The organism is Kosakonia sp. H7A (assembly GCF_003028445.1).
Taxonomy (GTDB): Bacteria; Pseudomonadota; Gammaproteobacteria; order Enterobacterales; family Enterobacteriaceae; genus Kosakonia; species Kosakonia radicincitans.
Map to the genome: position 1 here is coordinate 817,861 of NZ_PYTZ01000001.1, position 12,382 is coordinate 830,242.

The window sequence follows — 12,382 nt, forward strand, 5'->3', positions numbered from 1 at the left end:
GAATTTTGGAGCCGCACCCTCATATCTGAGGGAACAGAAGGTTCCCGGGAGGTGACAATGATAGCCAGCAAATTCGGTATCGGTCAGCAGGTTCGCCATTCGCTGCTGGGATATCTTGGCGTGGTGGTCGATATCGACCCTGAATATTCACTTGAGGAGCCGTCGGCGGATGAGCTGGCGGTAAACGACGAGTTACGCGCTCTGCCCTGGTATCATGTCGTTATGGAAGATGACGACGGCCAGGCGGTTCATACCTACCTCGCGGAGGCGCAACTCACCAGTGAAGTGATGGATGAGCACCCGGAACAACCCTCAATGGACGAACTGGCGCGCACCATCCGCAGACAACTTCAGGCGCCACGCCTGCGTAACTGAACATACCCCGCCGACTGCGGGGTATTTTTTTACTTCGCCAGGCCCAACCGGGGTATTTCAATCGCCGGGCAACGATCCATCACCACCCGTAATCCTGCCTCACGCGCCAGCACTGCCGCCTGCTCGTTAATCACCCCTAACTGCAACCACAGCGTTTTCGCACCAGCAGCAATGGCTTCCTGCGCCACACCCCAGGCCGCTTCCGAGTTGCGGAAGACATCCACCATATCGATTTTTTCCGGCACTTCCGCGAGCGTTGCATATCCCTGCTGCCCAAGCAGCGTTTTGCCGGCGACTTTTGGCGAAACGGGGATCACGTGATATCCCTGATCCAGCAGGTATTTCATAACGCGATAGCTCGGGCGGTCAGGCTTATCGCTTGCCCCCACCAGCGCAATAGTCTGGGTCGATTGTAAAATATCGGCGATCTCGGTTTCTTTCATGGTTTCCTCCGGACGATTTCCCAAAGTGTACGTCAAACAGAGCCTCTCAACCATTTTCAGATTTTTTTATCTACTTCTCTTGCAGCATCAGGTGCTTCCAGTAATCTGTAGCGAAAATAACTGACGGGAACCGATGATGGAATCAACAACTCGCACCCTACCCGTGCGCAAACATATTGCACTGGTGGCACACGATCACTGCAAGCAATCGTTAATGAAGTGGGTAGAGCGGCACCAGCCAGTGCTGGCAAAACATGAACTTTATGCCACCGGCACGACCGGTAATTTGATTCAGCGTGCGACAGGTCTTGAAGTGAACGCCATGCTGAGCGGCCCCATGGGCGGCGACCAACAGGTAGGCGCGTTGATTTCAGAAGGGAAAATCGACGTATTGATTTTCTTCTGGGACCCGCTGAATGCCGTTCCGCACGATCCGGATGTCAAAGCGCTGCTGCGTCTGGCGACGGTCTGGAACATCCCGGTGGCGACTAACTTATCGACAGCGGACTTTATTATCGCCTCACCGCAATTCAACGACAGCGTCGACATTTTGATCCCGGATTATCAACGCTATCTGGCCGAACGGCTGAAGTAAGCACAGGCGGCAAAAGCCGCCTGTTGTCAGGGTTTTCTCGCCTGAGGAACATCCAGCGATTTGAGGATATCGACAAAACGCGACGGGTTTTCTTTATTAAACAGCAGCCAGACACGCTTACGCGCGCGCGTTAACGCCACGTACAGCAATCGCCGCTCTTCCGCGTCAGGAAACGTTTCTGTCTGAGGTAGCAGCGCCTGTTCCATAATCGACTCGCGCGCCGGAGCAGGAAAACCGTCCTGCCCCTCATCTAACCCCACCACGATCACATAATCTGCCTGCTGACCTTTACTGGCATGGATGGTCATAAAATCGAGCTGCAACTTCGGCCAGCGGGTTGCGGCCTTTGCGAGACTTTCCGGTTTACGGTGATGGTAACGCGCCAATACCAGGATGCGATCCTCGGGCGTCGCATAACCGCTGAGTTTATCCAGTAAGGCATCGAGTTGATCCTCAACCATCAGCGTTACCGCGTGTTTATCCCCAGCGGTCAGGCTGTTAAGCGGTTTCGCCAGTTGCCACGGGTTTTGCTGAATAAAGCGATTTGCTACTTCACCGATGCGTGAATTGAAACGGTAAGTGGTATCGAGCGCACAAAGATCGCCCTCGCCAAAGTAGTCATGAAACGCGGTGGTCAGCGAAAGCTGCGCCCCGCTAAACCGGTAGATAGCCTGCCAGTCATCACCGACGGCAAACAACGTAGTCTGCGAGTTTTGTTTACGCAAAGCCGCCAGCAGCGCCGCTCGCTGTGGGGAAATATCCTGAAATTCATCCACCAGGATATGCTTCCATGGACTGATAAAACGCCCTTTCTCCAGCACATTGATGGCCTGATGAATCAGACCTGAGAAATCGACCGCATTTTCCGCCTTCAGCGCTGCTTTCCAGGCTTTTAATAGCGGAGCCATCAGCTTAATACGTTTACTGAACAGGTCACGTACCTCTTCTGGCGCATCGGCAATCATTTCAGCCTGCGCACCGCCATGCATTCGCATCAGGCCGATCCAGCGATCGAGGCGTGGTCCTATGCGGCGCTGAAGTTTGTCATTTTCCCAGAAATTGCCTTCCGGCACGTCCCAGGCCATCTCCTCTTCAAGCCATTGCCGCCAGCCTTTTGCCTGCGCCTTTTTCTCGTTGCACTGCTGACACCAGGTTTCCGTAAGCAGCGCCATGCGCGCGGCAGTGTCGTTCTCCAGTTCGCTCAGCACAGGCACTTTTTTACTGCCCTGCCGGATGATATACAGCGCCAGCGCATGGAAAGTCCGCGCGGTAATCTCTTCGGTATGCAGCCGTTCACGGATGCGCTCATCCATTTCCTGAGCCGCCTTGCGGCCAAAAGCTAATAGTAAAATCTGATCGGGAGCCGCCTCGCCGCGCGTAAGCAACCAGCCAGCGCGCGCCACCAATACGGAGGTTTTACCACTGCCGGCTCCGGCCAGCACCAGCAGCGACTGTTCGCCATTCACCACGGCTCGCGCCTGCGAAGGATTGAGCGGAGAACTTTCTATCTGCTCAAAAAAGGCGGCATATTGCGTGAGCATCGCCTCGGTATAGGCCTTATTACGCTGCGCCCTTCGTTCTTCAACATCGTTCAGCCATGCCTGGCACTGCTGCCAGAGCTCGCGGCAGTTCTCAAACTCCGTCAGTCGACTTACGGGCATCGGCAGCGCAGTAAACGCCTGCTGCAACTGCTGTTGTAGCCCGGTAAGCTGTTTGCGCGTCAGCCATTTTGCCCGATCGACACGCCCGGCAATCAGCTCAAGCTGTTCCGATAGCACGCCAGCCGCCACTTCGCTCATCTCCGCGCCCCATTTACTCCAGCGCTCATTAAGATGGTGATAAAAACGTTGGGTTTCGCTCCACTCCGTGCCGTGAAGACGCACCACTTTCTTATCGGCAAGCTGAAACTCCATCTCGCCCCAGACCAGCCCGCGTTTGCACTCAATTGCCAGCAACTGATTAAAAGGAATAAGGTATTCATGCCGGTCACCCGTGACTTTAATGCCCGCGTTCAGAATTATCGCGCGATCGTACGGATGCTGGGCTAACCGTTTTCCCAGTGAAGTCGCTTTCAGTTCCATGACTTATCGTTCTCAGCCTGTGACAATAAAAGCCAGTTTACCTGCCAGAGAATTGGCGCTCCAGTCCAAAAAGTCGTTACAATTGCCGGGATACACCACTCACAGGGTTGTTCTGAGGTTTTATGCGTACTGTTCTGAATATTCTGAACTTTGTTCTTGGTGGTTTTGCCACCACACTGGGCTGGTTGCTGGCAACCGTGGTCAGTATCGTGCTGATTGTAACGCTGCCGCTGACGCGTTCCTGCTGGGAAATCACGAAGCTCTCGCTTGTTCCGTGGGGAAATGAAGCGATTCATATAGATGAACTGGAACCTGAGCGCCAGAATAGCCTGCTGAACGCGGGGGGAACAGCTCTGAATGTCATCTGGTTTGTGCTGTTTGGCTGGTGGTTATGCGTCATGCATATTGCCGCCGGTATCGCGCAGTGCATCACCATTATCGGCATCCCGGTAGGCGTGGCGAATTTTAAAATTGCGGCGATTGCGCTCTGGCCAGTGGGTCGTCGTGTGGTTTCCGTCGAAACCGCCCGCGCAGCCCGCGAAGCTAACGCTCGTCGTCGTTTTCAGTAACCGGACCGAATGCCGCTATGTTAAGCCCTCTGCTTCGTCGTTACACATGGAATAGCGCCTGGCTGTATAACGTCAGAATTTTTATTGCCCTCTGCGGAACAGCAGCGCTCCCCTGGCTGCTTGGCGAGGTCAAACTGACCATCCCCTTAACGCTGGGCGTCGTGGCTGCCGCATTGGCCGATCTGGACGATCGCCTGAGCGGACGGCTGAAGAACCTGATCATCACGTTGATCTCCTTTTTTATTGCTTCTGCCTCCGTCGAATTGCTGTTCCCGTGGCCGTGGCTGTTTGCTATCGGGCTTGTCAGCTCCACCTGCGGTTTTATCTTGTTAGGCGGGCTTGGGCAGCGCTACGCCACCATCGCTTTTGGTGCCTTGCTGATTGCGGTTTACACCATGCTGGGGATTTCGCTTTTCGACCAGTGGTATCAGCAACCACTGCTGTTGCTGGCAGGCGCAGTCTGGTTCAATTTCCTGACGCTGGTTGGGCACCTTGTTTTCCCCGTTCGCGCTTTGCAGGACAACCTTTCACGCAGTTACGGACAACTGGCACACTACCTTGAACTGAAATCCCGCCTGTTTGATCCGGATATTGAAGATGAAAGCCAGGCGCCACTTTACGATCTGGCATTGGCGAATGGTCAGCTCGTCGCTACGCTCAACCAGACCAAAGCAACATTGCTGACGCGCCTGCGTGGCGATCGTGGACAACGAAGCACGCGCCAGTCCCTGCATTACTATTTTGCCGCGCAGGATATCCATGAACGCGCCAGCTCATCGCACATTCAATACCAGACGCTGCGCGAACATTTCCGTTACAGCGATGTGATGTTCCGCTTTCAGCGTCTGCTATCAATGCAATCGCAGGCCTGCGACAGGCTGTCACATGCCATTCTGCTGCGAACGCCCTATCAACATGATTCACGCTTCGAACGTGCGTTTACTCATCTTGATGCCGCGTTAGATCGCATTCGCGCCAGCGGCGTAACGTCAGCCGATCATCTGAAAGCTCTGGGTTTTCTGCTTGATAACCTGCGCGCGATTGACGCGCAATTAGCTACGATCGAAACGGAACAGCCGCAGTCCCAGCTTCTGAATGAGACAGAAAACCAGTTAGCGGATGACAGCCTGAATAGCTTTAGCGATATCTGGTTGCGGCTGCGCAATAATCTGACGCCGGAGTCTGCGCTTTTCCGCCACGCTGTACGTATGTCGCTGGTACTGTGTGTTGGCTACGCATTTATTCAGATCACCGGTTTACAGCATGGTTACTGGATCCTGCTGACCAGTCTTTTCGTTTGCCAGCCCAACTATAACGCCACCCGCCATCGTCTGACCCTGCGCGTCATCGGCACGCTGGTAGGTGTGGCGATAGGTTTGCCGGTGCTCTATTTCGTTCCTTCCCATGAAGGGCAACTGGTGCTGATCGTGATTACCGGCGTACTGTTTTTTGCTTTTCGCACCGTGCAATACGCGCATGCTACGATGTTTATCACCCTGCTGGTGCTGCTCTGCTTTAATCTGCTCGGCGAGGGTTTTGAAGTAGCGATTCCCCGTATCATTGACACTCTGATAGGCTGCGTGATTGCCTGGGCGGCGGTAAGCTTTATCTGGCCTGACTGGCGTTTTCGCCACCTGCCACGCGTGACAGAGCAGGCCTTCGATGCCAACTGCCGTTACCTCGACGCTATTCTGGAACAATATCATCAGGGTCGCGACAACCGGCTGGCGTACCGTATTGCCCGGCGCAATGCTTATAACCGTGATGCTGAGCTGGCGTCGGTCGTATCCAATATGTCTTCAGAACCCGGTGCATCGCCTGAACTCCGCGATGTGGCATTCCGTTTACTGTGCCTGAACCACACTTTTACCAGCTATATTTCTGCACTTGGTGCGCATCGCGAGCAGCTCACCCATCCCGATATTTTGCGTCTGCTTGATGACGCCGTCTGTTATGTAGACGACGCCCTGCATCACCTTCCTTCTGATCATGCGCGCGTACAGGAAACGCTAAGTTCCCTGTCGCAGCGCATTAAACATTTAGATCCGCGCCCGGATAGCAAAGAGCCGCTGGTCCTTCAACAGATAGGCCTGCTTATCGCGTTATTGCCGGAAGTTTGCCGTCTGAAAAGCCAACTGGTTCAGTGAGGATTGGCCGTTTTCTTCATCACAATAGTGAACCATTCCATCAGTTCCTGGCGCGTCTGCGCCGGGAGCGCCGCTTCGTGCAATCCAGTGATAGCGCCTTCCAGCGCCAGAAGAATTTTCACCCCCAAATGGCAATTCGCTTTCCGCAACCTGAGCCAACTGGCCTTTGCGCCAAGAAGACGCAACGTCTGTACATCCATAATTCCGACATCACGAAGCTGCATTTCGAGCTGAAACGTCAGATTAGGGAGATCGCGCAGACGTTTTCGGGCGCTGCGCTGCACTTTTTCACGCCGTGCAGCATCGAGAGAATATGCCGAAAGTTCCAGCAGCATAGGGCGATCGTTCCATAATGCCTGGTCCACAAAGTAGTAATTTAACGAAACCTCCCGTCCACGTTTGTTGAATACTAAAAGTGGCGCATGGTGCGTTATTGCATATTGAGCGCTTTGTTCACAGGCCCGCAGATAAAGCTCTCCTTCGGCCACCATTGCAAAAACCGTGTCATCCACCGACAAGCTATAACCGCCAAAATGCGCACGGTGACGAATTTCGCCAAGCGATGTGAGACATTCACATGATTGATATATACGCTGATAAGAAAGGTCTTCCATGATTTTTTCCTTATAAATCACACAGTAAAGCCACTACAATGTTAGCTGTTTCGTTAGGCAGGAACATAGGCAACTGTGGACGGGACAGCAAGCGAATTTTTCGTTGTGCGGTAAAGACAAAACAAAAATGCGAGATAGTTTCAGAAATTGAGGTTGATCTTTGAACATTCAGGGGTTACTGTATGTTTATACAGTAACTCACAGGGCTGGATTGATTATGTACACTTCAGGCTATGCTAAGCGTTCAACGACATTCGATTCCGCACTCACTACGTTAAATCATGCTGACTCCTCCCGCGGAGCGTCCGGGCTTATTAGCGAAGTGGTTTATCGCGAAGATCAGCCGGGAATGACGCAGCTTCTTTTATTGCCCTTGTTGCAGCAACTTGGCCAACAGTCCCGCTGGCAGTTATGGCTTACGCCACAGCAGAAACTGAGCCGTGAATGGGTGCAATCCGTTGGTCTGCCACTCACCAAGGTGATGCAGGTTAACCAGCTTTCACCTTGCCTGACGCTGGAATCAATGATCCGCGCATTACGCACCGGGAACTATAGCGTCGTAATTGGCTGGCATGCGGAAGAATTAACCGAAGATGAGCACCACCGTCTGGTGATGGCAGCAGAAGAAGGCAACGCGATCGGCTTCGTTATGCGTCCAGTACGCCATGATCCCCTGGCTGCGAGACAGCATTCCGGGATAAAAATTCACTCAAATTTGTATCATTGAGTAAATTTAAGAGTATTCCTGGGATTATTTTTGCCTGAAGGTTGCTTTTGCATTTTATCCGCAAAATACAGCGACAAAGCCTGCGTGGCGCGCTTTTCAGCTTAATTGCATCGGACAAAATAACAGCGGAATTGTTAAATATTGTGTATACAAAGCCTTTTTTTTCATATGCCTGACGGAGTTCACACTTGTAAGTTTCCAACTACGTTGTAGACTTTACATCGCCAGGGGTGCTCGGCATAAGCCAAAGATATCGGTAAAGATATCTGTTGAATAGTTAGTGAGCAACGCCCCCGGTGAAGGATTTAACCGTGGCATCTCTGAGAGATAACCATGGCGATTTTTGGATGATAACGAGGCGCAAAAATGAAAAAGACAGCTATCGCGATTGCAGTGGCACTGGCTGGTTTCGCTACCGTAGCGCAGGCCGCTCCGAAAGATAACACCTGGTATGCAGGTGGCAAACTGGGTTGGTCCCAGTATCATGACAAAGGTGCGGTATGGCAGAACGATGGCCCGACCCACGAAAGCCAACTGGGTGCTGGTGCGTTCGGTGGCTACCAGGTTAACCCGTACGTTGGTTTCGAACTGGGTTATGACTGGCTGGGCCGTATGCCGTACAAAGGCGACACAGTTAACGGCGCGTTCAAATCTCAGGGCGTTCAACTGACTGCTAAACTGGGTTACCCGATCACTGACGATCTGGATATCTATACCCGTCTGGGTGGTATGGTATGGCGTGCTGATGGTCAGAGCAACCAGGGCTTCAAAGATCACGATACCGGTGTTTCTCCGGTCTTCGCTGGTGGTGTTGAGTATGCACTGACTCGTGATATCGCTACCCGTCTGGAATACCAGTGGGTTAACAACATCGGTGACGCAAGCACCGTTGGTGCTCGCCCGGATAACGGTATGCTGAGCGTAGGCGTTTCCTACCGTTTCGGTCAGCAGGAAGATGCAGCTCCGGTAGTTGCAGCTCCGGCACCGGCTCCGGCTCCGGAAGTGCAGACCAAACACTTCACCCTGAAGTCTGACGTTCTGTTCAACTTCAACAAAGCAACTCTGAAACCGGAAGGTCAGCAGGCGCTGGATCAGCTGTATGGTCAGCTGAGCAACCTGGATCCGAAAGACGGTTCAGTAGTGGTTCTGGGCTTCACCGACCGTATCGGTTCTGACGCTTACAACCAGGGCCTGTCCGAGAAACGTGCTCAGTCCGTTGTTGATTACCTGGTCTCCAAAGGTATCCCGGCGAACAAAATCTCCGCACGTGGTATGGGCAAATCCAACCCGGTTACCGGCAGCACCTGCGACAACGTGAAACCACGCGCAGCGCTGATCGATTGCCTGGCACCGGATCGTCGCGTAGAGATCGAAGTGAAAGGCAGCAAAGACGTTGTAACTCAGCCGCAGGCTTAAGTTTACGTCTTAGCAAAAACCCCGCCAGAGTGCGGGGTTTTTTATTGCCTGAAATTCTGTCACGTCTTAGGGAAAACTCACTCTTTACCTAACAGCGCCTGCAAATCATGTTTCAGTGTGGACATCTGCGAAGCATACTTCTCTTTATGTTCCGCGTCCTCAATCAGTTGTACAATCGTTTCAGACAGTGTTTTCCCCCGCCGCTGCGCCAGCCCCGCAAGTCGTTGCCAGACGACAAACTCCAGGTCGATTGACTTTTTACGCGTATGCTGGTGCTCCGCGTTAAAATGCCGTTTACGCCTGGCACGGATAGTCTGTTTCATTCGGTTAACCAGTGCCGGATTGATATGGAGACCAATCCATTCATTCACCTGTACCGGCTCATTTTCGAGGGTCAACAATACATCGACGGCTTCCTTCGCAGCACTAGCTTCTATATAACGCGTGATCAGTTCCCCTTCACGGTGCTTTTTAACCAGATACTTCCATTTCCAGCCGCTTTCGAGATTTTCCAGTTGTTGATATTTCATTGCTCTCTCAACGTTACCGTGTAACTCAGTTCAGAATATCAGTTTTTTGTCACTCTGCTTAAAAGAAATCATCCGCTGTGAGCTATCATCCAGCTTCGCATCGCGAAAGCGCGTAATCCCGGTGTGTTAAAGAAGGGTTTACGGTATAATCTCGCCTTTTACACCAGACCAAAAAAACGACTTTGACCATTACAAAACTTGAATGGAACGACCTGGTTCCTGATACTGAAAGCTATCAGGAAGTTTTTGAATCGTCCGGATCTGCGCACGAAGCGGTCTTCTCGCTGGCCGATACGCAACCCCGATTACAGTACGCGCTGGAGCAACTGCTCTATCCGCAGGCGACGTCACGCTTTTTACTGGCAAAAGCGCCAGAAGAAGCTGAATACCTGGCACTTATTGCCAGCGCTACCGGAGAAATGCTCCCTCAGGACCGCCCGCTTGTCGGGGGGCAATACAACATCAACGGCTCATCCGTAAGTTTTGACCCGGCAACCAGTGCGCAATCTACTTTCACGGGAAGTAAGCCTGTAGCAATTGCTGAGTGGATCGAAGCGGAGCAACTGTTTGGTTGTTTGCGTCAGTTCAATCATGAAATTACTTTGCAGCCTGGTCTGGTACATCAGGCAAACGGCGGCGTGCTAATCATTTCCCTGCGCACGTTGCTTGCGCAACCGCTGCTGTGGATGCGTCTGAAAACAATGGTGTCTCAGCACCGTTTTGACTGGATCTCCTTCGACGAATCTCGCCCTCTGCCGGTAAGTATCCCGTCTATGCCGCTGGATCTGAAAGTCATTCTTGTTGGAGAACGCGAATCGCTGGCTGATTTCCAGGAGATGGAGCCCGATCTGGCCGCCCAGGCAATTTACAGCGAATATGAAGAAACGCTGCAAATTGTGGATGCCGAAACAATGGGAGCCTGGCGTCAATGGGTCGAGCAGGTTGCCCACAGCGCTCAGCTCCCCTCACCCGGTACCGATGCGTGGCAGCCGTTAGTTCGTGAAGCCGTGCGCTATACCGGCGATCAGGAGACGTTGCCGCTCTGCCCATTATGGCTGGCGCGCCAGTTGAGGGAAGTCGCGGCGACAACCACAGGCGCAACGTTCAGTGGCGAAGAACTTCGCTCGATGTTTGCTCAACGTGAATGGCGCGAAGGATTCCTCGCTGAACGGATGCAGGACGAAATTCTGCTGGAACAAATTCTCATCGAAACCGAAGGCGAACAGATTGGTCAGATCAACGCGCTGTCAGTCATCGAGTTTCCTGGTCATCCACGTGCTTTCGGTGAGCCTTCACGTATTAGTTGCGTCGTTCATGTCGGTGACGGCGAGTTCAACGATGTTGAACGCAAAGCCGAACTGGGCGGCAATATCCACGCGAAAGGCATGATGATCATGCAAGCGTTCCTGATGGCGGAACTGGAGCTGGAACAGCAGCTTCCCTTCTCTGCCTCGCTAACCTTTGAGCAATCTTACAGCGAGGTTGATGGCGACAGCGCCTCTATGGCGGAGCTGTGCGCTTTAATGAGCGCCCTTGCAGAAGTGCCCATCAATCAGAGTCTGGCGATCACTGGCTCCGTGGATCAGTTCGGTCGTTCACAGCCGGTTGGCGGGTTGAATGAAAAAATCGAAGGATTTTTCGCCATTTGCCAGCAGCGGGAGCTAACAGGTAAGCAAGGGGTGATTATTCCGTCAGCAAATGTACGTCATCTCTCGTTGCATCAGGAACTGCTGGACGCGGTTCAGGCACAACAATTCTTTATCTGGGCCGTAGACGATGTTCGTGATGCGCTACCTTTATTAACAGGCCTGCCGTGGGAAGCTGAAGGACAAAACAACCTCAAGCAACTCATTCAGGAACGTATTGCACAGGCGACGCAACAGGATGCACGCCACCGTTTCCCGTGGCCGCTGCGCTGGTTGAATTGGTTTAACCAAAACTGATCGGACTTGTTCAGCGTACACGTGTTAGCTATCCTGCGTCCGAAATTACAAATAAGGTTTACTGAGAACATGGTAGATAAACGCGAATCCTATACAAAAGAAGATCTTCTTGCCTCTGGTCGCGGCGAACTGTTTGGCGCAAAAGGCCCGCAATTGCCGGCACCCAATATGTTGATGATGGACCGTGTGGTCAAAATGACCGAGACCGGCGGTAACTTTAATAAAGGCTATGTCGAAGCTGAGCTGGATATCAATCCGGACCTGTGGTTCTTTGGCTGCCATTTTATCGGCGATCCGGTGATGCCTGGCTGTCTTGGTCTGGATGCCATGTGGCAGCTGGTTGGTTTTTACCTCGGCTGGCTTGGCGGCGAAGGTAAAGGCCGTGCGCTGGGCGTCGGTGAAGTGAAATTTACCGGTCAGGTTCTGCCGACAGCAAAAACCGTTACTTACCGTATCCACTTCAAACGCGTTGTTAACCGTCGTTTGATCATGGGTCTGGCCGATGGTGAAGTTCTGGTCGATGGTCGCGTGATCTACACTGCTTCCGACCTGAAAGTGGGCCTGTTCCAGGACACCTCCACTTTCTGATAGCGAATTCTCATCCGCTATAAAGGCGAAACCTCCGCATTGCGGAGGTTTCTTTTTAAAGAGACAGAATCAGGCGATAACGGCCCTGTCTTCCATGGCCTCTCGCCAGCCTCCCAGCCATTCGGACCTTTGATTCAGGGTTTGGTACGGACACATTTCTTTCGGGCGTCCGGTAATACCAGCCTGATAACCACGTTGATGTGCCCGTTCCAGGCGATCTCGTTTTTGTCTCTTCATGCCTCGTTTCCCTCACTCTTTGATCTGGTGGAAAAGAAAACAGTGGTCACTTAATGTGCAGCCACAGGTAACGAATACCTTGAATAGGCGTTGTCGTCAATGCGCAAAATTCACGCC

13 protein-coding genes are annotated in these 12,382 nt (G+C 52.7%); 8 read left to right on the plus strand and 5 right to left on the minus strand.

Translation table 11 applies throughout. The features are described from left to right. Positions 1 to 57: 57 nt before the first annotated feature. Entirely contained in the window at positions 58 to 375 is a 318-nt protein-coding gene (hspQ, locus tag CWM66_RS03825; RefSeq protein ID WP_007374192.1) for a heat shock protein HspQ, read from the plus strand. A 29-nt stretch (positions 376 to 404) separates the two neighbouring features. Here hspQ and CWM66_RS03830 read toward each other — a convergent pair whose 3' ends face one another. Beyond that, entirely contained in the window at positions 405 to 818 is a 414-nt protein-coding gene (locus tag CWM66_RS03830) for a CoA-binding protein (protein WP_007374191.1), read from the minus strand. A gap of 136 nt (positions 819 to 954) precedes the next feature. Here CWM66_RS03830 and mgsA point away from each other — a divergent pair, with 136 nt between their 5' ends. Next, on the plus strand, positions 955 to 1,413 hold the full coding sequence (gene mgsA, locus CWM66_RS03835; protein ID WP_035885840.1) for a methylglyoxal synthase: 459 nt from the start codon (positions 955 to 957) through the stop codon (positions 1,411 to 1,413). 26 nt (positions 1,414 to 1,439) lie between these two features. On the opposite strand, the gene helD is transcribed toward mgsA, so the two are convergent. Beyond that, the gene (gene helD, locus CWM66_RS03840) at positions 1,440 to 3,494 is read right to left on the minus strand and encodes a DNA helicase IV (RefSeq protein ID WP_107146253.1); all 2,055 of its coding nucleotides are present in this window, start codon (positions 3,492 to 3,494) and stop codon (positions 1,440 to 1,442) included. A gap of 122 nt (positions 3,495 to 3,616) precedes the next feature. On the opposite strand from helD, the gene CWM66_RS03845 reads away from it, so the two are divergent. Beyond that, the gene (locus CWM66_RS03845; RefSeq protein WP_007374188.1) at positions 3,617 to 4,063 is read left to right on the plus strand and encodes a YccF domain-containing protein; all 447 of its coding nucleotides are present in this window, start codon (positions 3,617 to 3,619) and stop codon (positions 4,061 to 4,063) included. 17 nt (positions 4,064 to 4,080) lie between these two features. After that, complete coding sequence (gene yccS, locus CWM66_RS03850) at positions 4,081 to 6,210, plus strand: YccS family putative transporter (protein WP_007374187.1); 2,130 nt, start codon at positions 4,081 to 4,083, stop codon at positions 6,208 to 6,210. On the opposite strand, the gene CWM66_RS03855 is transcribed toward yccS, so the two are convergent. Further along, a complete protein-coding gene (locus CWM66_RS03855) occupies positions 6,204 to 6,824 on the minus strand; it encodes a TfoX/Sxy family DNA transformation protein (RefSeq protein WP_007374186.1) in 621 nt (206 codons plus the stop codon). The two genes, yccS and CWM66_RS03855, sit on opposite strands and share 7 nt — an antisense overlap. A gap of 217 nt (positions 6,825 to 7,041) precedes the next feature. On the opposite strand from CWM66_RS03855, the gene sulA reads away from it, so the two are divergent. Both sulA and ompA read left to right on the plus strand, forming a co-directional pair. After that, on the plus strand, positions 7,042 to 7,551 hold the full coding sequence (gene sulA, locus CWM66_RS03860; protein ID WP_007374185.1) for an SOS-induced cell division inhibitor SulA: 510 nt from the start codon (positions 7,042 to 7,044) through the stop codon (positions 7,549 to 7,551). A 366-nt stretch (positions 7,552 to 7,917) separates the two neighbouring features. Continuing rightward, a complete protein-coding gene (ompA, locus tag CWM66_RS03865) occupies positions 7,918 to 8,967 on the plus strand; it encodes a porin OmpA (protein ID WP_007374183.1) in 1,050 nt (349 codons plus the stop codon). A gap of 77 nt (positions 8,968 to 9,044) precedes the next feature. On the opposite strand, the gene matP is transcribed toward ompA, so the two are convergent. Next, on the minus strand, positions 9,045 to 9,497 hold the full coding sequence (matP, locus tag CWM66_RS03870) for a macrodomain Ter protein MatP (protein ID WP_007374182.1): 453 nt from the start codon (positions 9,495 to 9,497) through the stop codon (positions 9,045 to 9,047). A gap of 182 nt (positions 9,498 to 9,679) precedes the next feature. On the opposite strand from matP, the gene CWM66_RS03875 reads away from it, so the two are divergent. Then, positions 9,680 to 11,440: a Lon protease family protein gene (locus CWM66_RS03875; protein WP_072438582.1), complete on the plus strand. Its 1,761-nt coding sequence runs from the start codon at positions 9,680 to 9,682 to the stop codon at positions 11,438 to 11,440. 69 nt (positions 11,441 to 11,509) lie between these two features. Then, positions 11,510 to 12,028: a bifunctional 3-hydroxydecanoyl-ACP dehydratase/trans-2-decenoyl-ACP isomerase gene (gene fabA / locus CWM66_RS03880; protein WP_007374180.1), complete on the plus strand. Its 519-nt coding sequence runs from the start codon at positions 11,510 to 11,512 to the stop codon at positions 12,026 to 12,028. 69 nt (positions 12,029 to 12,097) lie between these two features. On the opposite strand, the gene rmf is transcribed toward fabA, so the two are convergent. Then, a complete protein-coding gene (gene rmf, locus CWM66_RS03885) occupies positions 12,098 to 12,265 on the minus strand; it encodes a ribosome modulation factor (RefSeq protein ID WP_017456222.1) in 168 nt (55 codons plus the stop codon). Between the last annotated feature and the right edge of the window lie 117 nt (positions 12,266 to 12,382).